Source organism: Halomonas sp. YLB-10 (genome assembly GCF_003856855.1).
Taxonomy (GTDB): Bacteria; Pseudomonadota; Gammaproteobacteria; order Pseudomonadales; family Halomonadaceae; genus Halomonas; species Halomonas litopenaei.
Genome location: NZ_RRCU01000003.1, coordinates 384,114 through 406,667 on the forward strand (window position 1 = coordinate 384,114; position 22,554 = coordinate 406,667).

Consider the following 22,554-nt stretch of genomic DNA (forward strand, 5'->3'; position numbering starts at 1 on the left):
CAGGTTTAGCGCGCAGGCGGGGCGGGGTGTCGACGGCGCGCCAGGTGTGGTGAGCAGCGCCAGGGCACAAGAAAGCCGCCTCGTAGGGCGGCTTCTGGGACTGCTGGATACAGGTGTCAGCGGTTGGTGATGATCAGCTCCCCTTTCGGGCTCGTCGTCTTCCGGCCCACCGTGTACCGCAGTTGCGTCGTCTGTAGATCGAGCCCCTGGAACATCTCGCGCATCTTAGGCACGTCGTTGACGCTGATGACGACCTGCCCTTTCGCTGTCCGAGCCAGCTCGGCCATGCGCTCGTATTGCTCGATGCCGAAGTCGGTACCGTAACCCGCGGTCTCCCAGTACGGCGGGTCGAGGTAGAACAGCGTCTCGGGACGGTCGTAGCGGGTCAGGCACTCCGCCCAGTCCAGGTGCTCGATTACTGCACGCGATAGACGAAGGTGTGCCTGGCTGAGATCCTCCTCGATACGCATCAGGTTGAGCCGGGGTGGGCTGCTGGCTGAGGTCCCGAAGGTCTGACCGTGGACCTTGGCGCCGAAGGCGAGCTTCTGCAGGTAGAAGAACCGCGCCGCACGTTGCACGTCGGTCAGGTGGCGAGGATCCACCTCGCGCTGGGTCAGGTACTCTTCACGGCTCACCAGACTCCAGCGAAACTGGCGCACCAGTTCATCGGGGTGATGCTTGACGATGCGATAGAGGTTCACCAGTTCGCCGTGGGCATCGTTGATCACCTCCACGGGGCTCGGCTCCTTCATGAAGAAGATGGCCGCCCCTCCGCAGAAGGGTTCGACGTAGGTCCGGTGAGGCCGGAACAGCGGCAGAATGGTCTTGGCGAGGCGGCGCTTGCCTCCCATCCATGGGAGGATCGGTTTCATGGTCATCCAGATACCTGTTTATTTATCCAGTATTTGCTATTCTGTCGGTGTCGCTGGATGCGCCAGGAAGGCGTTGTAGATCAGGGACGATCTCGGCGATTCGCGCCCGCAGCCTCACGGCTCGGGCGCTTTTTCGTATCAGCGGGTGGGATCGAGCGGCGCCGCGCCGCCGGCGTCCAATGAGTAGGGGCGGAACTTGACGACCTCCTCGCCCAGGTAGTCGTTGATCTCGCTGAGGGTGGCTTGCAACGGCTCGAGCTCGTTGGCGACGAAGACCCTCGCCGCCTTCTCGATATCGCCGAAGCCGCCGGTGTTGTTGGGGATGATGCCCATCAGCTGCGGCGGGATCCGGTGGCCGGCCAACTGGTCGTCGCGGGTGATGTTCTTGATCGAGGCGAAGTCATCCTTGGCGGCGACCTCGCTGATGGGGATGATCTGGATGCCGTCCTTCTTGCCGTTGGGGCTGTAGAGGAAGAGGTTGCGGAAGTTGCCGACACCCTTCGACTCCTTCAACGCGGACCGCATGGCGTCGATGTCCTCCTGGTTCTGGGCCGCGTCCGAGACGTACATGATGAAGCCGGCGTGGCTGCCGTTGAGGTAGTACTTGCGGCGGAACAGGGTGGCGTTCTCGTTGAGGTAGATCGACTGCAGGGCCCCCAGGTAGTCCGGCACGCCGTAGACCTCCTGGTTGATGTCCGGCTCGAGCAGATGGATCAAGCTGCCCCGGGCGAACTCGCTGCGATCGGCCCAGTTGGGGACCCAGAAGTAGCGCTCCAGGTCGGCCCCGCGACGCACGTACTTGGCCCGGGCCGGGCGCAGCTGCAGCAGCTTGCCGAGGCGCCCGCGGATCTGCTCGAGGTAGCAGTTGCCGAACACCAGATAGTCGGTGGCCAGCGCGCTGAAGACCTGCCGGCTCAGCAGCGGGTGCGGCACGAAGGAGCGCACCAGGATGTTGCGCTTTACCTGGATGGCACTGCCGTGATGGGCGGTGGCGCGATAGGTCTGGGCCAGCGCCGGGAAGTCCACCGGCGGCTCGTACCACTCGCTGCCCAGCATCCAGCACCCGGTGTAGAAGAAGTCGTAGCCATCGGTGACCGGTACCGGATCGCCGAAGCTGAAGGCCTCGGCCCTCGCCGGCGTGGGCACCTGGTCGCCACCGGCGTCGGCGCGGTAGGCCGACACGCGCACCCGGGGCTTCTCTGCAAGCGGCTCGCTCATCCAAACATCTCCATCATTGATCGTCCGGTGCCGTGCTCCGCCGGCCCGTCCAGGGGTTCGTTGTGCAGGGCATGCATGGTCGCCCAGGCCAGATCGGCATGGCCGGTCAGGTTGTTGCGCCCTGCGGTGTAGGTGATCTGGCGGCCCGAGGCGGTGAGTCCGCGCCGGATCGCCATGAACGACTGGGCGAGCTCCGCCCAGCCGGCGTCGAATTCGAGCCGCCCCTTGTTGATGATCTGCTGCGCCTGCATCACCAGGCGGGCCTTGATCTCGGGGGTGTAGCGGTAGCGGGTGACCGTGGGGAAGAACTTGGCGACCAGCTGGGCGACGGCCTCGCCGAGCCCCGAGGTGTCGATGCCGATGAAGGTCACGTTGTAGCGGCGAGTCACGCCGCGGATGAACTCGGCCTGGGCCTCGTAGTCGCTGCCCTTGATGCGGTGCTTCTCGAGGATCCGGTGCTTGCCGTTCATCGCGCGCGGCGGCGCCACTACCACCAGCCCGGCACCATCCCCCTCCTCGCCGTCGCCGGCGGGGTCATAGCCGACCCACACCGGATGCTCGCCATAGGGCCGCGGGGCCAGCGGCTTGATGTCCCGCCACACGTCCCAGCTATCGACCATGCAGCGCTGCATCATCGCCAGCGGGAAGGCCGACTGGGTGTCGTCGACGAACTCGCACATCAACAGGTTCGCGAACTCGTCATCGCTGTACTCGAGGCGCAGCTGGTCGATGTCGAACAGGTCGCAGCCGCCGGCGATGGCGTCCTCGATGGTGACGATCTGGCGCCACTGGCCGTCCGGCCCGCGGGCGCCGTCCCTGAGCGCCGCATGGCCGACATCGATCTTCACCCGGTCGGCCTTCTTGCGCCGCTTGTTGAAGCGCTCGCCGGTCCAGAACGGATAGGCCTCATGGGCCACGCTCGATGGCGTCGAGAAGTAGGTCTGGCGCCACTTCTTGTGCATCGCCATCCCGCTGGTCACCTTGCGGAAGGTCTCGAAGCCGTGGATCCAGAAGTACTCATCCAGGTAGGTGTCGCCGTGGTAGCCCTGGGCCGTCTTGGCGTTGGTGCCCAGGAAGTGCAGCTCGGCGCCATTGGCGAGGATGATCGGGTCGCCCTTGAGCTCGACGCCGGTGACTTCCTTCACGAACTGCACGATGTAGTGCTTGAAGATATGGGCCTGAGCCTTACTCGCCGACATGAAGATCTTGTTCTTGCCGGTCTCCAGGGCATCGGCGATTGCCTCCCGGGCGAAGTACCAGGTCGCGCCGATCTGGCGCGACTTCAGCAGGTTGCGGATCCGCTCATGCTGGCCGGCCCGGTACCAGGTGCGCTGGTAGTCGAATAGCGAGGCCTCGAAGGCCTCGACGATCTGGATCACGCCCTCGTCGCCGACGTCGTTGGTCTTGGGCTTGCGCTTCGGCCCGACGTTGCGCCGATCGATGTTGGGATTGAGGTCGCTCTCCTTCCCGCTGCCCTGATACTTGTGCACCCGGGCCAGCCGCTCGACCTGCCGCCCCAGCAGGTCGATCTCCTTGAAGTCCTTGCCCTCCTTCTGGTCCTTCCAGATCAGCTGAACCAGACGCGCTTCGAGCGCGCCCTCGATCCGCTGGGTGGGAGTGGCGTCGTCCCAGGCATCGCGCTTCTTCCAGCTGTCGATGGTGGCCCGGGGCACGTCCAGGAACTCGGCGATACGCGCGATGCGCCACCCCGTCCAGTACAGGTGCCGGGCGGAGAGGCGTGAAGCGTCGAGGATGTCCAGGTCGGGCGTCGGTGTCGTCATGCCGCCCAGCGTACCCGCGCGCGCGACGGTGCCCTCGCGGGGCTCGGTGTAAGTCGGCCCAGCGACACCGGCAACGCGTTGAGCCCCAACGCCTCTGCGCGGAACCTGACGGCAGCACCGAGAGCCCATGAACCGAGGACACCCCATGCCCTTCTTCCGCGTCGCCACCGAAGGCGCCACCACCGATGGCCGGATCATCTCGCGCGACTGGATCACGCAGATGGCCGGCAACTATGACCCCAAGAAATACGGCGCCCGTGTGTGGATGGAGCACATGCGCGGCATGTTCCATGACGGGCCCTTCCCCGCCCTTGGCGATGTGAAGGCGGTCAAGGCCGAGGAAGTCGAGGAAGGCAAGCTGGGCCTGTTCGCGGACATCGACCCCACCGACAAGCTCAAGCAGATCAACGGCGAGCGACAGAAGGTCTATACCAGCATCGAGGTCGACCCGGACTTCGCCGGCACGGGCGAGGCCTACTTCGTCGGCCTGGCCGTCACCGACAGCCCCGCCAGCCTGGGCACCGAGATGCTCCAGTTCTCCGCCCAGCAGGGCCAGGCGTCACCGCTGGCCGCGCGCAAGCAGAAGATCGACAACCTCTTCACCGCCGCCGTCGAGACCGAGCTGGATTTCTCAGATCCGACGCCTGCGCCCGAGAAGGGGCCCAGCCTGACCGAGCGCGTCACCGCCCTGTTCAAGAAACACGACGCCAAATCCAAGGCCGGATTCGACGCCTTCAGCAAGGATCTGGAACAGACCCTCGAGCTGTTCGTGAAGCGCCACGCCGCGCTGGAATCCGACCTCGAAAAGCGCCCCACCGCCGAGGCCTTCAATGAACTGAAGACCGCCCATGGCGAACTGCAGCGCCGCTTCGACGAGCTCTACACCCGGCTCGACAACGAACCCTCCACCCAACATCACCGCTCCCGCGCCACCGGCAACGACGGCGGCATCGTCACCGACTGCTAAGGAACCGACCCGCTCATGCGCAACGATACCCGCATCCTCTTCAACCAGTTCGCCTCCCAGGTGGCGAAGCTCAACGGCGTGCCGGAAGCCACCCAGAAATTCGCCGTCGACCCCAGCGTCCAGCAGCGCCTGGAGAAGCGCATCCAGGAGTCCAGCGACTTCCTGGGCCGCATCAACATGATCGGCGTCGACGAGCTGAAGGGGGAGAAGCTCGCCCTCGGCGTCTCCGGCCCGATCGCCGCGCGCACCGACGTCAGCCAGAACGATCGCGAGACCCGCGACCTCTCGACGCTGGACGCCAACGGCTACGAGTGCCGCCTGACCGAGTTCGATACCCACCTCGGCTACGGCAAGCTCGACGCCTGGGCCAAATTTCCCAACTTCCAGGCCCTGGTGCGCGATGCCATCGTCCGCCAGCAGGCCCTGGACCGGATCATGATCGGCTTCAACGGCACCTCCGCCGCCGCCCAGACCAATCCGGCCACCAACCCGATGCTGCAGGACGTCAACATCGGCTGGCTCCAGCACTACCGCACCAAGGCCCCGGCCAGAGTGCTCAAGGAAGGCGCCACCGCCGGCACCCTCAAGGTGGGCAAGGGCGGCGACTACGAGAACCTCGACGCCGTGGTCTACGACGCGGTCAACGAGCTGATCGATCCGTGGTTCCGCAACGCCACCGACCTGGTCGCGATCGTCGGCCGCAAGCTGATGGCCGACAAGTACTTCCCGCTGATCAACCAGACCCAGCCGCCCACCGAGCAGCAGGCCATGGACGTGATCATCAGCCAGAAGCGCATCGGCGGGCAGCAGGGCCTCCAGGTGCCGTTCTTCCCCGACAACGCCATCCTGGTCACCACCCTGGATAACCTCTCGATCTACTGGCAGAACGGCGCCCGCCGCCGCTACGTCAGCGAGAACCCCAAGCGCAACCGCATCGAGAACTTCGAATCCTCGAACGACGCCTATGTGGTCGAGGATTTCGGCGCCGGCTGCCTGATCGAGAACATCGAGCTGGGCGACTTCAGCGTCTGATAAGGAGCCACGATGACCAGTCCCGCCCGCCGCCACTTCCAACGGGTCTCCGCCGCGCAAGCGGCGGGAGACGCTGGTGAGACCCCCATGCAGGGCCCCGCCTATGAGCTGATGCAGGCCGCCCTGTTCGAGGACTACCGCCGCCTCAAATCGACCCAGTCGATGGAGCGCAAGGCCGAGATCAAGCGCGAGATCCTGCCCAAGTACGCCGACTACGTCGACGGCGTGCTCGAGGCCGGCCAGGGCGCCCAGGACGACGTGCTGATGCGCGTCATGCTGTGGCGCATCGATGCCGGAGATATCGCCGGCGCCGTGACCATTGCCCGTTACGCCCTCACCCACGATCTCAATCCGCCCGACCAGTTCGAGCGCTCCACCGCGGCGATCATCGCCGAGGAAGTCGCCGACCAGGGCTTGAAGCAGCTCGATGAGGAAGGCGCCGATGTCTTGGCGCTGCTCAAACAGCTGATCGACGCCGAGATCATGACCCGCCAGGCCGACATGCACGACCAGGTGCGCGCCAAGCTGTTCAAGGCCCTGGGCTATGCCCAGCGCGCCGCCGGCCAACTGGTCGAGGCCCAGTCCAGCCTGGAGCGCGCCCTGGCGCTAAACGACAAGGTTGGGGTGAAGAAGGATCTCGAACGCATCGAGCGCGAGCTCAAGCAACAGAACGCCGGCGATCAGGGCTCTCCCCAGAACGGGGCCTGACGCTGCCACCGAGTCGCACGCCGACGTCAGGGGGCGCCGGGTGAGAGCAGGTCGATAGCAGACCCGCTCGTAACCCGGCCCACCCCCTTCAACCAGGAGTCCGGATGAACAGCTTCGTTTCGACCGCTACCACCAGCGCCCCCGCCGCGGAGCCGGTGCAGAACAACGGATTCTGGCCCGACATCGCGCCCGCCGACTTCCGCGATCGCCATCGGCTGGACGGCGCCATTACCGCGGCAAGGATCGAGGGTGCCCTGCTCGCGGCCATCGCCACCGTCAACCGCACCCTGCGCGAATGGCAGGCCCGCCAGGTCGACGCCGGCCACGCCAGCATCGACGAGGTGCCGATCCCCATATGGCAAGCCCCAGGCGTCTACCAGGGACTCTATCAGCGGGCTGTCTACTCCATGGCCCACGCCAGCCTGATCGAACGCTACGCCGACTACGACACCACCAACAGCGGCCGCGAGCGTGCCGAGAGCCTGGTGGACCCGGCGGACAGCTACCGTCGCGATGCCGTCTGGGCGATCGCCGAGATCGAAGGCCGGCCCCACAGCACCATCGAGCTGATATGAACGACGTCCCTGTCGTTCACCCGTCGGGCCAGCGCTTCGCGCTGTTCCAATCCCCTCCCGGAGGATTGGTCTGATGCCTCGCACGGCCTATGCCCAGCAGCACGACACCCTCGACGCCATCTGCCATCGCGTCTTCGGCCGCACGGCAGGTGTCACCGAGCAGGTGCTTGAGCTCAACCCCGGCGTTGCCGACCTCGGCCCGACCCTGGCCCAGGGCACGCCGGTGCAGCTGCCCGAGGCCACGCCACAGCCGCAGCGCTCCCCCACCGTGCAGCTGTGGGACTGAACCTATAAACGCGCCCGGCTAACGCCAAACCAGCGCGATAACCAGCGCCACAAGACGCGCGAAGTACGCAGAGGAACCTATGGCAGAGCCCAGCACCGCCACCGCCGTCGCCACCGCCACCGGACTCGCCGCCCTGGTCGGCTGGTTGCCGGGCGTCGACGCCAATGCCGTCATCGGCGCCTTCTGCGGCGCCACGCTGTTCGTGATCAGCGCCAAGGACCTGCCGATCGTCGTGCGCCTGATCTACCTGCTGATCAGCCTGCTGATCGGCTACCTAGGAGGCCCGCCGGTGCTGGGCCAGTGGGTTCCGCACAGCGCGGTGTCGGCATTCATCGCCAGCGCCACCGCGGTGACCGCGGGACTGCGCGCCATCGAAGGGGTCAAGACACTCGACATCAAGTCGCTACTGGGAGGCCGCAAGTGACCACCCCCACCCTCGTCACCCTGCTCTGTGCCCTGCTCATCTGCGTTCGGCTGCTGACCTTTCGCCGCCGCGGGGCCCGCTACCGGCTGGGCTATTCCTGCACCGCCTGGCTGCTGATCGCCGGCACCGGCACCGTGGCCATCCGCATCATCACCCAGAGTGGCTATCCCGCCGGCTGGGGCATCGCCCTGGTCATGGCGGTGCTGGCCTGGCTGGTAGTGCGCGCCCGGGGCAACGTCGCTCACGTCATCAAGCTCAGGAGGCTGTGATGCTGCTACGCCATGGAGACACCGGCTACCGGGTCGAATCCCTGCAACGCGACCTGGTGCGCGCCGGTCACAGCCTCGCCATCGATGGCTGGTATGGCGACGAGACCGAAGCCGCGGTGCGTGCGGTCCAGCGTCAGCATGACCTGGTCATCGATGGCCTCGCCGGCCCCAAGACCCGCGAGGCCCTGCACCGCGGCGAACCGGATCCCCTCGCCCTGTGCCAGATCGACCTGGTGCTGGCCGCCGAGTATCTGGGTGTCGAACTCGCGGCGATCATGGCCGTCAACGAGATCGAGTCGCGGGGGCGTGGCTTTCACCCCAGCGGCGAGCCGGTGATCCTCTTCGAGCGCCACATCATGCGCCGCCGGCTGATCCACCACGGCATCGACCCAGTGCCCTGGCAGCGCCGTCAGCCCGACATCGTCAACGACAAGCCCGGCGGCTACGTCGGCGGGATCCGCGAGCACCGGCGACTGGACCGCGCCCACGCCATCCATCCGGCCAGCGCCTGGGAGTCCGCGTCCTGGGGTACCTTTCAGATCATGGGCTTCCACTGGCAGACGCTGGGCTACGAGAGTGCCGAAGCCTTCGTCATCGCGATGCAGCGCGACGAGGCCGCCCAGCTCGACGCCTTCGTACGCTTCATCGCCGCCGACCGAGGGCTCCATGCCGCCCTGCGTCGCCGCGACTGGCGTGACTTCGCCCGGCGCTACAACGGCCCGGCCTTCGCGAAGAACGACTACGACACCAGGCTCGCCGCCGCCTACCGACGCCACTCCCGGGACCTGGAGATCGCCGCATGACCCGGTTCCGCCTACTCGTCGCCGCCCTGGTGCTGGCCACCACCGCCACCGGCGGCTGGTTGGCCCGGGGCTGGCTCGAGGACAGCCAGCGCCTCACCGCCGAGCGCTCCATCGAACAGGCTATCGCCGCCGCCATGGCTCGCGAGTCCGAGATCGCCGGTGCCGTCGAGGCCAGACTGGCCGAGCTCGAGGCCAATGAGCGCATCATCGATCGAGGGATCATCCGTGAAATCGAGAAGCCCATTTATCGGCGCGTTTGCCTTGAGCCTCGCCTTGTCCGGCTGCTCAACGACGCCGCCGCCGGCCGCGCCCCCGCTTCAGCAGACGTTGCTGACACCCTGCCCAACGACGCTGCCACCGCTGACTGACGGCACCGCCCGGGACGTGGCGCTGACACTGCGCGGCTGGGCCAGCCAGTACCACGGCTGCGCCACGCGCCATAACGGCCTGATCGAGTCCCTGGATCGCCGCCAACGAGACGCTCGCCCATGAAGAAGCTGCACCTGCTGCGCAAGCACCTGATCGCCGCCGTGCCGGCCCTCGCCCGGGATCCCGACCGCCTGCTCACCTTCGTCGAGGAGGGCAGCATCGAGTTCCACCGCGGCCCCAACCTCTCCCACGAGTACGCCTTCGCCGCCCAGCTGGTCCTGACCGACTTCGCCGAGGACCTGGATACCGTCATGCTGCCGCTGCTGCAGTGGCTCGCCGAGCATCAACCGGACGTCGATCCTGGGGAGGCGCTCACCTTCGAGGCCGAGATCCTCAGTAACGACGCCGTCGACCTCGCCCTGCGCCTACGCCTCAGCGAGCGGGTTATCGCCCGGGTGGACTGCGACAGCGGTCGCATCGAGGCCGAGCACGTCACCCTGCGCTTCGAGCGCGATACCTGCCCCGCCGCCCAGTGGCAGCTTTATACCCGCGAGCCCGGCGAGGACGACTGGGCCCTGGCCAGCGCCTGGGAGGCTGAAAATGGCTGACGACCTGCAGGAGCTGGCCGACTGGGCCGGGCCCTTATTGGCCCGGCTCGACGCCAAGGAGCGGCGGGCCCTGGCCCGATCCCTGGCGCGCGAGCTGCGCCGCGGCCAGCGCGAGCGCATCAAGGCCCAGCGTAATCCCGACGGTAGCGAATTCGCGCCCCGCCAGCCCCAGAAGTGGCGCGCCCGCCAGGGCGGCATCCGCCGCCGGGCGATGTTCGGCAAGCTGGCCACCGCCAAGTGGCTCAAGGCCACTGCCCAGGGCGACACCGCGGTGGTGGGCTTCTTCGGCAATGTGGCGCGCATCGCCAAGACTCACCAGTATGGCCTGCGTGACCGGGTCGACCGCAACGGCCCCACCATCGAGTACCCGCAACGCGAGCTGCTCGGCTTCACCGAGGCGGATCGGACGCGGATCCGTGACGCCTTGATCGAGCACCTCGCCTCGGTGTAAGTCCCCACAGTCACACCCGCCACCGCTTCGCGCACTCCGCGCCGGCCCGCACGATAGCGGGCATGAACCTCGTCGAACTGCTGCGCCTCATCCATAACCTGATCCGCCTGGGCACCATCGCCGAGGTGGATCATACCCGTGCCCAGGTGCGCGTCCAGTCCGGCGAGCTGCTGACCAACTGGCTGCCCTGGATCGAGGCACGCGCCGGTACCACCCGCGACTGGGACCCGCCCACCCGGGGCGAGCAAGTCGTGGTGTTCTCCCCCGGTGGCGACCCCGCCGCCGGCTTCGTGATCAGCGGGCTGTTCTCCGACGCCCACCCGGCGCCGGCGGATAGCGCCGACCTGTGGCGGCGGCTGTTTCCGGACCAGGCGCTGTTCGAGTACGACCACGCGGCCAGCCGGCTGCGCATCAACCTGCCCGGCTCCATCGAGATCAGCGCCCCCGGCGGCACCGCCTGGGTCGGCGACATCAACCACCAGGGCGCCATGAGTCGCGAGGGAGCCTACGACCAGCAGGGCGGCAGCCTGACCCACAACGGCAAGAACGTCGGCCACGACCACGCCCACAAGGGCGTCGTCGCCGGTAACAGCAACACCAAGGGGCCCGTGTGATGCCTGGAATGAACGCCAGCAGCGGCCGTGCCATTGAGGGCATCGCCCACATTCAACAGTCAGTGCGCGACATCCTGACCACGCCGCTCGGCTCGCGGGTCATGCGCCGCGACTATGGCTCGCTGCTGCCCGAACTGATCGACCAGCCGCTGCACGGAGCCACCGCCCTGCGCACCTACTCGGCCACCGTCGTCGCGCTGATGAAGTGGGAGCCGCGGATCCGCGTGCAACGCATCACCCGCCTGGCGCCCGCGGACCGCCCCGGCACCCTGGTGCTTGAGATGACCGCGCGGCGCACCGACACCGAAGAGCCCATCGAGCTGAGCGTGCCCCTGGGCAGCGCCGCCGGAGGCCTGACATGAGCAGCCCGATCGATCTCTCCCGCCTGCCGGCGCCCGATGTCGTCGAGGTCCTGGACTTCGAAGCCGTCCTCGCTGAGCGCAAGGCCGCCCTCGTCGCCCTCTATCCCGCCGACGAGCAGGACGCCATCGCCGCCCTTCTCGAGCTCGAATCCGAGCCGCTGACCAAGCTCTGCGAGGAGAACGCCTATCGCGAGCTCCACTGGCGTCAGCGGGTCAACGAGGCGGCGAAGGCCGTCATGCTCGCCCATGCCCGCGACGGGGACCTCGACCAGCTGGCCGCCAACTACAACGTCGAGCGCCTCACCATCGCCCTCGGAGATCCCTCGGCCGTGCCGCCGGTACCGCCGATCCTGGAATCTGACGAGGATCTCCGCCTGCGTGCCCAGCGTGCCTTCGAGGGGCTGTCGGTAGCCGGTCCGCGTGGTGCCTACGTCTTCCACGCCCTGAGCGCCGATGGTCGAGTGGCCGATGCCACGGCGATCTCGCCCGCCCCCTGCGAGGCCCTGGTCACCGTGCTGTCCCGGCTGGGCGATGGCACCGCCGACCAGGACCTGATCGACACCGTGACGGCCGCGCTCTCCGCCGAGGACGTGCGGCCGGTCGGCGACCGCCTCACGGTGCAATCGGCAAGCATCGTCGCGTACAGCGTCGTGGCCGTGCTCTACCTCTACCCCGGGCCGGAGCAGGAGCCGATCCTCGCCGCCGCCCAGGCCGCCCTGGATGCCTACGTCTCCACCCAGCGCCGCCTCGGGCGCGATATTCGCCTGAGCGCGGTCTACGCCGCCCTGCACGTTGAGGGCGTCCAGCGCGTGGAGCTTGTGAGCCCCGCGGCTGACGTGGTGCTGGACGAAACCCAGGCCGCCCACTGCACCGGTACCAATGTCTCGATCGGGGGCAGCGATGAGTAACGCCCGCCGCCCGCTCCTGCCGCCCAACGGCACCCCGCTCGAGCGTGCCGCCGCCGAGGCCCTGGCCGAGATCCAGCGGGTTCCGGTGCCACTGCGGCAGCTGTGGAATCCGGCAACCTGCCCCGTCCACCTGCTGCCCTACCTCGCCTGGGCCTTCAGCGTGGACCGCTGGGACACCAGCTGGTCGGACGCCACCAAGCGCGGCGTCATCAGCGCCGCGTTCTACGTCCACCAGCGAAAAGGGACGATCTCGGCGTTGCGCCGGGTCGTCGAGCCCCTCGGCTATCTGCTCGACGTCGAGGAGTGGTGGGAAACAACGCCCGAAGGCACCCCCGGCACCTTCGCGCTGCGCATCGGCGTGCTCGATACCGGCATCACCGATGGCATGTACACCGAGCTGACCCGCCTGGTCGACGACGCCAAGCCGCTCACTCGCCATATCACGGGCCTCGACCTGCTCGGCGAGAGCCGTGGCCACCTCTACCTCGGCAGCGCGGTATACGACGGCGAGGTCACCACCGTCTACCCCTATGCCGCTCCCGAGGCCCAGAGCGCCGGGCCGATCTACATCGGTGCCGGCCTCGACGTACTCGACACCACCACCGTCTACCCGTCCCCCTGACAGCCAGGAGAGCCAATGCCCAGCTTCTACACCCTGCCCACGGCCCTCGGCGAGGCGAAGATCGCCAACGCCATCGCCCTGGGTACCCAGGTCAACATCAGCGAGCTCGCCGTCGGTGACGGCGGTGGCAGCCTACCCACGCCCGACAGCGACCGCACCGCCCTGGTCAACGAGCTGCGCCGGGCGCCGATCAACCGCATCGAGGTGGACGACGAGAACCCCAACTGGATCGTCGTCGAGCAGATATTGCCCCCCGACGTAGGCGGCTGGACGGTCCGCGAGCTCGGCCTACTGGATGACGACGGCAACCTGATCGCCTACGGCAACTATCCCGAGACCTACAAGCCGGTGCTCAGCGAAGGCAGCGGCCGCACCCAGACCATCCGCTTCGTGATGCAGGTCTCGGACACCGCGGCGGTGACGCTGAAGGTCGATCCCTCGGTAGTGCTGGCTACGCGGGAGTACGTCGATGGTGAGATCGACAAGCATGAACAAAGTCGTAATCACCCGGCCGCCACTGAGTCCGCTCAAGGAATGATTCAGCGAGCCACTAGCGCCCAGGCTAAGGCTGGAAGCGATAACACTCGGGCCATGACTCCGCTGCGAGTTTTAGAGGCTTTTTCTCAGTTCGGCATAGGGGGTACACCTTATTCAATAAAAACCTTTAACAACGCAAATGATGCAAAAGTTAATGGTCTTTATGGGTGCCCTGGTGTTTCTGGGGATAACTATAAAGATAGATACGGTGCGCTGCTAGTAGCTAACAGAGGACATTCTAATTCCAGTCAGACATTTCAGATAAACTTTGGCGATTTCGAGATTTCTACTCGAGGCACCTCAGATGGTGGTGATACATGGTCTAAATGGACCTCATTTGCTAGCACAGAAATGGTAGCTTCCATGATCGCTGATGCTAGATCATCTAATCAGTTTTCAGAATATGATTCTGAACGTGTTTATAGAACTGGTGAAATTGCCCTAGGTTCTGATGGTGTTTTTTATGAGTTCTACGACAGGGATCAGTCTGGAACGGTGCAGAATGTTGATCCCATCCTCTCGGCTAACCGACCTCACATCTGGATGGAGTGGCACGGTGTACGTCCGGGGACTGTTATTGAATGGCGTTCGGAAACGCTGCCGGAAGGCTATGTCGAGAACGATGGCGCTGCAATCAGTCGAGCCGATTATCGGCGAATATTCAGCGTCTTTGGGACGATTCACGGGGTAGGCGATGGGTCGACAACGTTTAACCTCCCAGATGATAGAGGGGAATTTAAGAGGGGCTGGGATCATGGTAGGGGAGTTGACTACGGTCGCGCATTAACAAGCGCTCAGGGAGATAAATTTAGGTCTCACAGTCACCGCATTGAGAGAGCATTGAACCAGACGGGTTTTGACTCAACCGGCGGAAACATGATGACCACCGTCGATAACAATGTGGCAGACCCAAGTGGATCGATCTCTAGCACTAATATTCATCATGAAGGCGGCAGTGAAACTCGGCCACGAAACAACGCGGTTATCTACCTGACCAAGATTTGAGGACTAGTGATGCGAATTTGGGACATTAACCCAGCCGACCAGACCGTCATCGATCCTGATGGCCGGGATTGTCCGTTGGACCCCATGAGTGGCCAGCCCAAGGTGCCCGGCAATGCCATGACCGAGTTCCCGCCGGCTACTGGTGAGAATGAGGCGGCGAAGGTTATCGACGGCGCTTGGCAAGTCGTGCCGGACTGGCGGGGCCACGTCTACTGGCTGGCCGATGGCAGTCGTCACGAGATCACCGAGCTGGGCGTCGAGCCGCCAACAGATGCTTTGGGCGAGGCGCCACCCGAGCCGATAGCCGATGCCGCCATGAAGGCTATAGCGAGAGTCAACGCCGGCTATACCCAGGCCATGGCGACGATCCTGGTGGAGTACCCCGACGCCGAAACGTTGTCTTTCGACAAACAGGAGCGCGAGGCTCGCACCTGGAGCGAGTGGCAAGAAAACGGCGGCATCGAGCCGGCGACGCCGTACCTCGACGCCATGCTCGATGAACGGCCGATCGGAAAGGGCGAGCTGGTGACGCGTATTCTCGCCAAGGCCGACGCTTTCGTCGCGGCGCACGGCGCCGCCACTGGGCGACGCCAGCGCCTCGAGGACGAAATTGGGGGTGCGTTACTTGATGAAGACCGAGGTAAACTCGAAAGCATAAGCTGGTAACGTCTTAGCTAAGCCATCAGCGTTTTGGCCGGCTATAGTCGGCCAGAACATTTTGGTGTTTTATCAATGCTTGCTGTGCACCCGGTTCGAAACTTTTGAGGTCAGACCAATACAATGCATAAACACGAAAGGTGCAAAAAGCGGTAGAGTGATGGTTAAGAACAAAGTCGGAAAAAAAATCTTCCCCAAGCCTGTCTTTCGTCGGATGAGCATAGTATTTATCACGTATTTTCTTCAGTGACGTCGAGAAACCAGAAGAAAAAACAATCTGGCTATCCAAATACGGGCTTTCATCTCGAACGGCATTCATACCGCATTCCTCGATGTGATTAAGAATCTGCTTCGTGGCTATTTGTCGATGATTTTTTCCAGGTTTCTCTTTGCTTTCACTAGCAATTCTTTTAGCCAACTCATCTTCTGGAAAATTCACGCCCAGCCTCCTCTCTATCGAGACGCACAGCTTCAATATCTCGTACAAATGAGCAGCCCATGCTATATAACGATCGACCGCTATAAATCCATCCAGGCTACCCTCCTTTTCACCATCTACTATGTACTTCTCCTGGTGATGAAAAAAAGATTCGAGAGCCAAACGGCACTTAGTCGCCTCCTGATTAAGAAGGCCATAATGACTAGAAAAATCGGGCATGCAGTACTCCAAAGTCTCGTTTACCTTGTTCGATTCTAGATTGTGCGGTGTGAATCCCGCCACTTACACCCGCCGCCGCTTACCCCTGCACTCCCTGCGCCGCATGATACCAGCGTGATTTCACGTTTCCGCTGAACCGTACCAAGCCCTGCGCAGGAGCCCACATGGCAATCGACTATCACCATGGTGTGCGCGTCATCGAGATCAACGAAGGCACGCGCCCGATCCGTACCGTCAGCACGGCGGTGATCGGCCTCGTCGCCACCGCCGACGATGCCGACGCCGCCTTCTTCCCCCTGGACACCCCGGTGCTGGTCACCGATGTCTACGAGGCGCTCGGCAAGGCCGGCACCACCGGTACCCTGGCTCGCTCCCTGGATGCCATAGCCGACCAGGCCCAACCGCTGATCGTGGTGGTGCGCGTCGCTGAGGGCGTCGACGAGGCCGAGACCAAGGCCAACGTCATCGGCGGGGTCGACGCGACCACCGGCAAGAAGACGGGCATGAAGGCGCTGCTTTCGGCCCAGCAGTCGTTCGGCATCAAGCCGCGCATCCTCGGCGTGCCGGAGCTCGACGACGCCGACGTAGCCGCCGAGCTGATCGGCGTGGCTCAGCAACTGCGAGCGTTCGCCTACGTCAGCGCCTTCGGCTGCGCCACCGTCGACGAGGTAGTGATGTACCGCGAGAACTTCGGCGCCCGGGAGTGCATGGTCATCTGGCCCGAGTTCACCGGCTTCGACACCACCGCCGGCGAGACCGTCGAGCTCTCCGCCGTGGCCCGGGCCCTCGGCCTGCGCGCCCAGCTGGACGAGACCGTAGGCTGGCACAAGACGCTGTCGAACGTACCGGTGAACGGCGTCAGCGGGCTATCGAAGGAGGTCTACTGGGACCTGCAGAACCCGGCAACCGATGCCGGGGTGCTCAACGCCGCCGACGTCACCACCCTGATCAACCAGGGCGGCTTCCGGTTCTGGGGCTCGCGCACCTGCGACACCGATGGCCTCTTCCCGTTCGAAAACTACACCCGCACCGCCCAGGTAGTGGCCGACACCATGGCCGAGGCTCACCTGTGGGCCGTCGACAAGCCCATGCACGCCTCGCTGGTGAAGGACATCATCGAGGGCATCAACGCCAAGTTCCGCGAGTGGAAGGCGCTGGGCTACATCATCGACGGCAATGCCTGGTTCAACGAGCAGGCCAACAGCGAAACCACCCTCAAGGCCGGCAAGTTGTACATCGACTACGACTACACCCCCGTGCCGCCTCTCGAAAACCTCATGTTCCAGCAGCGGATCACCGACCAGTACCTAGTCGACTTCGCCGCACGGATCAACGGCTAACCACCGGTTCTGCACCGGGAACCCATAGGAGGCGCCAACGATGGCACTGCCCAAGAAACTCAAAGACCTGAACCTGTTCGGCAACGGCGACAACTGGCAGGGCCTGGTCGACACCCTGACCCTGCCAGCCCTGGCGCGCAAGATGGAGGAATGGCGCGGCGGCGGCATGGATGCCCCGGTCGATATCGACCTGGGCATGGAGAAGCTCACCTTCGAATGGACCATCGGCGGCCTGGTGCCGGCGATCTTCGACAACTTCGGCACCAACCGCCTCGACGCCGATCTGTTGCGCTTCGAGGGCTTCTACGAGCGCGACGACGTGGGCCAGACCTCCTCCGTCACCGTGGTGGTGCGCGGCCGCCACCAGCAGATCGCCATGGGCGACGCCAAGACCGGCGACAACACCGCCCACCAGATCACCACCACCTGCAGCTACTACAAGCTCGAGATCGACGGCGCCACCGTCATCGAGATCGACGTGCCGGGCCTGGTATTCAAGGTCAACGGAGAGGACCGCTATGCCGAGCGCCGCAAGGCGCTTGGCCTGTAAGGGCATGTCTGTAACCCCCAAACCCACATGAGCGCGCCGGCTGCAGCGGGCGCGCCGCCCATCACTCTCCCATTGCATAGGAAGACACCATGACCAAGGCACAGACCGCCCAGGCCATCAGCGAGACCATCACCCTCGACACGCCGATCGCGCGCGGCGATACCACCATCGACGAGATCATCGTGCGCAAGCCGACCTCAGGCGAGCTGCGTGGCGTGGCCCTGTCCGACGTGCTGCAGCTCCAGGTCGACGCCCTGGTGAAGATCACCCCGCGGCTGTCCAGCCCGGCGCTGACCGAGCCCGAGATGCGGAACCTGGACCCCGCTGACCTAGTGCAGATCGGCGGAGTCATCGCCGGTTTTTTGCTGACGAAGCGGGCCAAGGGCGAGACCGCGTAAGTCTGCCTGAGCACGTCGAGGAGGCGATGGCGGATCTCGCCGTCACCTTCCACTGGACGCCGGCGGACTGCGCCGGCTTCTCCCTAACCGAACTGATGCAATGGCGCGACCGCGCCCGTCGCCGCACCCAAGGCGACGACGACTGACAGGAGCCGCCGGTGGCCAAACCGCTCAAACTCGAAGTGCTGCTGGGAGCGATCGACAAGGCCACCGGCCCGCTCAAGAAAATCACCGAAGGCAGCGGCCAGACCGCCCAGGCACTCAAGGCCAGCCGGGATGAGCTGCGCACCCTGGAGCGTGCCCAGAAGGACCTCAGGGGCTTTCGCCAGCTCAAGCAGCAATCACAGCAGACCAGCACCGCGCTCGAGGAACAGCAACGCGAGATCCGCGAGCTCTCGCGCCAGATGGAACATGCCGAGGGCAGCACCCAGGCGCTGTCTCGCAAGCGGGACGCCGCCATCCGCCAGGCCCGCAAGCTGAAGGAGCGCTACGAGGCCGAACAACGGCAGCTGCAGCAGCTGCGCACCTCCATGCACCGGGTAGAAGGCGTCACCGGCAGCTACAGCGATCAGCAGCGCGAACTGACCCGCCGGATCCGCGAGGCGAACGATCAGCTCGCCGCTCAGCAGCGCGAGCTCAGCGAGACGGCTCGCCGCCAACGCCAGGCGGCCGATGCCGCCAAGCGCTACCAGCGGGCCACGGCCCGCGGCGGGCGCATCGCCGGGGCCGGGGCCGCCGGCGCGGCCACCGGCGGCGTTGCGCTGACCGCCATGAGCGCTCAGGCACTCAGCAACCAGCGAGGCGGCGCGCGTCTGGCCGCACAATTCGGTGAGGGCATCGAGGCCGCCGAGCGTTATCGCGAGGTGATCACCGGCGTGTACCGCACCGGTCGCGGCGGTGGGCTCGAGGAGGTGACCAATGCCGTGGGCGCCCTGGGCGCGGCCTTCGGGTCATTGGAGACCCAATCCAGCGCCCAGCTACAGGCGATCACCGAGCGCGCCCTGACGCTCTCAGACGCCTTCGGTATCGACGTGACCGAGGCCGCGCAGACGGCCGGCATCATGGTCCAGAACGGCCTGGCCAAGGACGCCACCGCCGCCTTCGACCTGATCACGCGAGGCTTCCAGGAAATCTCGGTCGGCATGCGTGACGAGCTGCCGGAGATCCTCCACGAGTACTCGACCAACTTCCGGGCCCTGGGGCTCGACGGTCAGCAGGCCATGAACCTTCTGGTGGCTGCTGCCGACCAGGGCAAGTTCGCCCTCGACAAGACCGGCGACGCCCTCAAGGAGTTCACCATCCGCGGCTCGGACATGAGCGACTCTACCCTCGAGGCCTACGAGGCAATCGGGCTGAACGCCGAGCAGATGGCCAACGCCATCGCCAGCGGCGGCGACCGAGCCCACCAGGCTCTGCTGACCACGGCTCGCAGCCTGCTCGACATCGAGGATCCCGCCAGGCGGGCCAATACCGCCATCGCGCTGTTCGGCACACCGATCGAGGATCTCTCCGTCGATCAGATCCCGAAGTTCCTGCAGGCACTTTCCGGCACCGAGGACCGGCTGGGCCGAGTCGTCGGCGCGACCCGCGAGATGGGCGAGACCCTGGACAACAACGCCGGCGATGCCCTCAAGCGCATCCAGCGCGCCTTGTCGGGCACCTTCATGGGGGTACTGAGCGACGCGCAGGACGAGATCATCGCGGTGAGCAACGCCGTGACCGGCTGGATCGAGGAAAATCCCGAGCTGGCCAGCACCCTCGCCAAGGCCGCCGCTGCCGTCGCGGCGCTGGTGGCCGTGGGCGGGACGCTGATGGTGGTGCTCGGTTCCATCCTCGGACCCATTGCGGCCGTGCGCTACGCCCTCACCCTGCTTTCCCTCAACCCGGCATCGCTCACCATCATGGGCATCGTCGCCGCGGCGGCCGCCCTCGCCGCCGGTGCCTACCTGATCTACCGGAACTGGGACAAGATCAGCGCCTGGTTCGGCCAGCGCTGGGACGACGTCAAGGCGGCATTCTCCGGCGGCATCGGCGAGATCATGCGGCTGCTCGCCAACTGGTCACCGATCGGCCTGATCTACCGCGGCGTCACCGCCGGCCTCGAGGCGATGGGCGTCGAGGTACCGACCAAGTTCAGCACCCTGGGCGGCGCCATCATCGACGGCCTGGTAGGCGGCATCACCGGCGGCCTGAGTTCCCTCGGCGACGCCATCATGGGGATGGGCGAGAGCATCAAGAACTGGTTCAAGGACGCCCTGGGCATCAACTCGCCCTCGCGGGTGTTCGCTGGGTTCGGCTCCAACCTCCTCGAGGGCCTGGTCAACGGCATCGATGCCAGCTGGCAGACGCTCAAGGACGCCATCGGCAATACCGCCGATGCGGTGGTCGGCTGGTTCAAGGACAAGCTCGGGATCAACTCACCCTCTCGAGTGTTCGCCGAGCTGGGCGTGCACACCGTCGACGGCTTGAACGTGGGCCTCGATCGGCAACGCGATGAGCCCGCCAAGCGGGTGCGCGACATCGCCCAGCGGGTCGCCCGGGCCGGAGCCGGCCTGGCCATCGGCAGCCTGGCAATGCCAGCCGCGGCGGATATCCCCATCGACCGTCGCCCGGCACTGTCCGCCCCGGCATCCAGCGCCCAGGCCGCCGGCGACAGCATCACCATCCACGTGCACGGCGCCCCAGGACAGGACGCCACGACACTGGCCCAGGAAGTCCACCGGATCCTCGAGCAACGCGACCGCGAGAAAGCCGCGCGCCGTCGCTCGTCGCTGCGCGATATCGACTGATTCCACCACCAGGAGCACACCCGATGCTGATGGCCCTTGGCATGTTCGTCTTCCAGACTCGCTCCGTGCCCTACCAGCAACTGCAACGCGCGACTCAGTGGCGCCACGCCAGCCAGTCGCGGGTCGGCGATCGCCCGGCCTACCAGTTCGTGGGACCCGGGGCCGACACCATCACCCTATCCGGCACCCTGCTGCCTGAGTTCACCGGCGGCAGGCTCGACCTAGACGAGATCCGCGACATGGCCGACGAGGGCAAGGCCTGGCCGCTGGTCGAGGGGACCGGCCGGCAGTATGGCCTGTGGGTGATCACCGGCGTCAACGAGACCTCGAGCACCTTCTTCCGCGATGGCGCGGCCCAGAAGATCGAGTTCACCATCACCCTCGAGCACGTCGACGACCAGCGCACCGACATGATCGGCAACCTCACCACCTACGTCATCGCCCGATTCGCGGGGTCCTTCGTATGAGCTCGTCCCGCGACAACGCCACGCCCTACCGCTACCGGCGCCCGAGCTATCGCCTCACCCTCGCCGGCGAAGACATCACCCCGCGCCTGAACGGCCGCCTGATCGATCTGCGCCTGCGCGAGCAACGCGGCCTCGAGGCGGACCAGCTGGACATCACCCTGGCCGACCACGACGGCGCCCTGGCGCTGCCCCGGCGTGGCACCGCGCTGAGCCTGGCCTTCGGATGGAAGGACGAGGGACTGATCGACAAGGGCCTGTTCACGGTGGACGAGGTTCAGCACAGTGGCTCACCCGATCAGCTCACCCTGCGCGCACGCTCGGCCGACATGCGTGGCGAACTGCCCGGCAAGCGAACCTTCAGCTGGCATGACCTGACGCTGGAGGAGATCGTCGAGACCATCGCCAAGCGCCATGACCTGGATCCGGTGATCGGCCAGACCCTGGGCGGCATTCGCCTTGAGCACATCGACCAGACCGAGGAATCGGACCTCAACTTCCTGACGCGCCTCGGTGAGCGCTTTGACGCCATCGCCGCGGTGAAGGCCGGGCGCATGCTGTTCACCCTCGCCGGTGAGGCACTCACCGCCAGCGGACTGACAATGCCGGCGATCAGCCTGACCCGGAGCGACGGCGACCAGCACCGCTACAGCATCACCGATCGCGACAGCTACAGCGGCGTGAAGGCCTATTGGAACGACACCCAGGGCGCCGAACGCCAGATCGTCATGGCGGGAAGCGATGACAATGCCAAGCAGCTGCGTCCGACCTACGCAAGCCGGGCCGATGCGCTGACCGCCGCCCGGGCCGAATGGCGGCGCCTACAGCGCGGGCTGGCCGAGTTCGAGCTGACGCTGGCCCACGGGAGAGCGGACGTGCTGCCCGAGTCACCGCTGGCGGTGCACGGGTTCAAGCCGGAGATCGACGCGACGCCCTGGTTGGTCACGGTGGTTGAGCACACGCTCGGCGATAGCGGCTTCGGGACGCGGATTCGCTGCGAGGTGAGTGGCGCTCCAACGAAAGCGTAACCCTTTCGGCTGGTAGCGTGGACTGCTTCACAGCGGGCCTCCAAGCTCGAGAAGCACTGCTCCCCTTGAACTTTTTGCAAGTTGCCCCGAGCTACAAAGATCAGCCATGTCCTTGGCTGGGCCGATCAGGCTATGGGCGTTCTCGCGAACCAATTGCACCTTGGGAGTAGAAGCTGATGAAGACTTGTTTGCACTGCAACGGTGAGGGTGTAACGCCCTGCCCAGAATGTAATGGGGGCCATTCTGAAGTGAAATGCCC

28 protein-coding genes are annotated in these 22,554 nt (G+C 65.5%); 24 read left to right on the top strand and 4 right to left on the bottom strand.

Features of this window, described 5'->3' with window-relative positions:
* Nucleotides 1–116: 116 nt before the first annotated feature.
* The 3 genes from EBB56_RS09150 to EBB56_RS09160 all read right to left on the bottom strand — a co-directional run bounded on the left by EBB56_RS09150 (nucleotide 117) and on the right by EBB56_RS09160 (nucleotide 3,871).
* The gene (locus tag EBB56_RS09150) at nucleotides 117–872 is read right to left on the bottom strand and encodes a DNA adenine methylase (RefSeq protein ID WP_185696408.1); all 756 of its coding nucleotides are present in this window, start codon (nucleotides 870–872) and stop codon (nucleotides 117–119) included.
* 138 nt (nucleotides 873–1,010) lie between these two features.
* Nucleotides 1,011–2,090, bottom strand: a complete 1,080-nt coding sequence (locus tag EBB56_RS09155; protein WP_124804011.1) for a phage portal protein — start codon at nucleotides 2,088–2,090, stop codon at nucleotides 1,011–1,013.
* On the bottom strand, nucleotides 2,087–3,871 hold the full coding sequence (locus EBB56_RS09160; RefSeq protein WP_124804013.1) for a terminase large subunit domain-containing protein: 1,785 nt from the start codon (nucleotides 3,869–3,871) through the stop codon (nucleotides 2,087–2,089). Before EBB56_RS09160 ends, EBB56_RS09155 begins: the two co-directional genes overlap by 4 nt.
* Before the next feature lie 127 nt (nucleotides 3,872–3,998).
* Between EBB56_RS09160 and EBB56_RS09165 the strand changes: the two genes are divergently transcribed.
* From EBB56_RS09165 to EBB56_RS09250, 17 genes are all read left to right on the top strand, one after another.
* Nucleotides 3,999–4,838 carry a GPO family capsid scaffolding protein gene (locus tag EBB56_RS09165; protein ID WP_260425320.1) on the top strand — a complete coding sequence of 280 codons (840 nt, stop codon included), beginning with the start codon at nucleotides 3,999–4,001 and terminating at the stop codon, nucleotides 4,836–4,838.
* A gap of 15 nt (nucleotides 4,839–4,853) precedes the next feature.
* Complete coding sequence (locus tag EBB56_RS09170) at nucleotides 4,854–5,870, top strand: phage major capsid protein, P2 family (RefSeq protein ID WP_124804015.1); 1,017 nt, start codon at nucleotides 4,854–4,856, stop codon at nucleotides 5,868–5,870.
* A gap of 12 nt (nucleotides 5,871–5,882) precedes the next feature.
* Nucleotides 5,883–6,578, top strand: coding sequence for a phage terminase small subunit (gene gpM, locus EBB56_RS09175; protein WP_124804017.1), 696 nt, complete (start codon nucleotides 5,883–5,885; stop codon nucleotides 6,576–6,578).
* Between the two features lie 104 nt (nucleotides 6,579–6,682).
* Nucleotides 6,683–7,153, top strand: a complete 471-nt coding sequence (locus EBB56_RS09180; RefSeq protein ID WP_124804019.1) for a head completion/stabilization protein — start codon at nucleotides 6,683–6,685, stop codon at nucleotides 7,151–7,153.
* 73 nt (nucleotides 7,154–7,226) lie between these two features.
* Nucleotides 7,227–7,439, top strand: a complete 213-nt coding sequence (locus EBB56_RS09185; protein ID WP_124804021.1) for a tail protein X — start codon at nucleotides 7,227–7,229, stop codon at nucleotides 7,437–7,439.
* A gap of 79 nt (nucleotides 7,440–7,518) precedes the next feature.
* On the top strand, nucleotides 7,519–7,863 hold the full coding sequence (locus EBB56_RS09190) for a putative holin (protein ID WP_124804023.1): 345 nt from the start codon (nucleotides 7,519–7,521) through the stop codon (nucleotides 7,861–7,863).
* Nucleotides 7,860–8,132: a phage holin family protein gene (locus tag EBB56_RS09195; RefSeq protein ID WP_124804025.1), complete on the top strand. Its 273-nt coding sequence runs from the start codon at nucleotides 7,860–7,862 to the stop codon at nucleotides 8,130–8,132. Before EBB56_RS09190 ends, EBB56_RS09195 begins: the two co-directional genes overlap by 4 nt.
* Nucleotides 8,132–8,935 (top strand): N-acetylmuramidase family protein, encoded by an 804-nt coding sequence (locus tag EBB56_RS09200; protein ID WP_124804027.1) that lies wholly within the window; start codon nucleotides 8,132–8,134, stop codon nucleotides 8,933–8,935. The genes EBB56_RS09195 and EBB56_RS09200 overlap by 1 nt, the downstream gene beginning before the upstream one ends.
* A complete protein-coding gene (locus EBB56_RS09205; RefSeq protein ID WP_124804029.1) occupies nucleotides 8,932–9,303 on the top strand; it encodes a hypothetical protein in 372 nt (123 codons plus the stop codon). Before EBB56_RS09200 ends, EBB56_RS09205 begins: the two co-directional genes overlap by 4 nt.
* Before the next feature lie 120 nt (nucleotides 9,304–9,423).
* Entirely contained in the window at nucleotides 9,424–9,912 is a 489-nt protein-coding gene (locus tag EBB56_RS09215) for a phage tail protein (protein WP_124804033.1), read from the top strand.
* Nucleotides 9,905–10,363: a phage virion morphogenesis protein gene (locus EBB56_RS09220; protein ID WP_124804035.1), complete on the top strand. Its 459-nt coding sequence runs from the start codon at nucleotides 9,905–9,907 to the stop codon at nucleotides 10,361–10,363. The genes EBB56_RS09215 and EBB56_RS09220 overlap by 8 nt, the downstream gene beginning before the upstream one ends.
* A 62-nt stretch (nucleotides 10,364–10,425) precedes the next feature.
* Entirely contained in the window at nucleotides 10,426–10,977 is a 552-nt protein-coding gene (locus EBB56_RS09225) for a phage baseplate assembly protein V (protein ID WP_124804037.1), read from the top strand.
* The gene (locus EBB56_RS09230; RefSeq protein WP_124804039.1) at nucleotides 10,977–11,339 is read left to right on the top strand and encodes a GPW/gp25 family protein; all 363 of its coding nucleotides are present in this window, start codon (nucleotides 10,977–10,979) and stop codon (nucleotides 11,337–11,339) included. The genes EBB56_RS09225 and EBB56_RS09230 overlap by 1 nt, the downstream gene beginning before the upstream one ends.
* The gene (locus EBB56_RS09235) at nucleotides 11,336–12,247 is read left to right on the top strand and encodes a baseplate assembly protein (RefSeq protein WP_124804041.1); all 912 of its coding nucleotides are present in this window, start codon (nucleotides 11,336–11,338) and stop codon (nucleotides 12,245–12,247) included. Before EBB56_RS09230 ends, EBB56_RS09235 begins: the two co-directional genes overlap by 4 nt.
* Nucleotides 12,240–12,869, top strand: coding sequence for a phage tail protein I (locus EBB56_RS09240; RefSeq protein WP_124804043.1), 630 nt, complete (start codon nucleotides 12,240–12,242; stop codon nucleotides 12,867–12,869). The genes EBB56_RS09235 and EBB56_RS09240 overlap by 8 nt, the downstream gene beginning before the upstream one ends.
* A 15-nt stretch (nucleotides 12,870–12,884) precedes the next feature.
* Complete coding sequence (locus tag EBB56_RS09245) at nucleotides 12,885–14,411, top strand: phage tail protein (RefSeq protein WP_124804045.1); 1,527 nt, start codon at nucleotides 12,885–12,887, stop codon at nucleotides 14,409–14,411.
* Nucleotides 14,412–14,420: 9 nt separating this feature from the next.
* Entirely contained in the window at nucleotides 14,421–15,077 is a 657-nt protein-coding gene (locus EBB56_RS09250) for a hypothetical protein (RefSeq protein WP_124804047.1), read from the top strand.
* A 16-nt stretch (nucleotides 15,078–15,093) separates the two neighbouring features.
* On the opposite strand, the gene EBB56_RS09255 is transcribed toward EBB56_RS09250, so the two are convergent.
* Nucleotides 15,094–15,726 carry a hypothetical protein gene (locus tag EBB56_RS09255; RefSeq protein WP_124804049.1) on the bottom strand — a complete coding sequence of 211 codons (633 nt, stop codon included), beginning with the start codon at nucleotides 15,724–15,726 and terminating at the stop codon, nucleotides 15,094–15,096.
* A gap of 164 nt (nucleotides 15,727–15,890) precedes the next feature.
* Here EBB56_RS09255 and EBB56_RS09260 point away from each other — a divergent pair, with 164 nt between their 5' ends.
* The 7 genes from EBB56_RS09260 (at nucleotide 15,891) to EBB56_RS09290 (ending at nucleotide 22,295) form a co-directional block, all read left to right on the top strand.
* Nucleotides 15,891–17,066, top strand: coding sequence for a phage tail sheath protein (locus tag EBB56_RS09260; RefSeq protein ID WP_124804051.1), 1,176 nt, complete (start codon nucleotides 15,891–15,893; stop codon nucleotides 17,064–17,066).
* 40 nt (nucleotides 17,067–17,106) lie between these two features.
* Complete coding sequence (locus EBB56_RS09265; RefSeq protein WP_124804053.1) at nucleotides 17,107–17,616, top strand: phage major tail tube protein; 510 nt, start codon at nucleotides 17,107–17,109, stop codon at nucleotides 17,614–17,616.
* An 89-nt stretch (nucleotides 17,617–17,705) separates the two neighbouring features.
* Nucleotides 17,706–18,014, top strand: a complete 309-nt coding sequence (locus EBB56_RS09270; protein WP_124804055.1) for a phage tail assembly protein — start codon at nucleotides 17,706–17,708, stop codon at nucleotides 18,012–18,014.
* Between the two features lie 26 nt (nucleotides 18,015–18,040).
* Nucleotides 18,041–18,160 (top strand): GpE family phage tail protein, encoded by a 120-nt coding sequence (locus EBB56_RS09275; protein ID WP_124804057.1) that lies wholly within the window; start codon nucleotides 18,041–18,043, stop codon nucleotides 18,158–18,160.
* Nucleotides 18,161–18,172: 12 nt separating this feature from the next.
* Nucleotides 18,173–20,803: a phage tail tape measure protein gene (locus EBB56_RS09280; protein ID WP_124804059.1), complete on the top strand. Its 2,631-nt coding sequence runs from the start codon at nucleotides 18,173–18,175 to the stop codon at nucleotides 20,801–20,803.
* Nucleotides 20,804–20,826: 23 nt separating this feature from the next.
* The gene (locus tag EBB56_RS09285; RefSeq protein WP_124804061.1) at nucleotides 20,827–21,270 is read left to right on the top strand and encodes a phage tail protein; all 444 of its coding nucleotides are present in this window, start codon (nucleotides 20,827–20,829) and stop codon (nucleotides 21,268–21,270) included.
* Complete coding sequence (locus tag EBB56_RS09290) at nucleotides 21,267–22,295, top strand: phage late control D family protein (protein ID WP_124804063.1); 1,029 nt, start codon at nucleotides 21,267–21,269, stop codon at nucleotides 22,293–22,295. Before EBB56_RS09285 ends, EBB56_RS09290 begins: the two co-directional genes overlap by 4 nt.
* The last annotated feature ends 259 nt before the right edge of the window (nucleotides 22,296–22,554 follow it).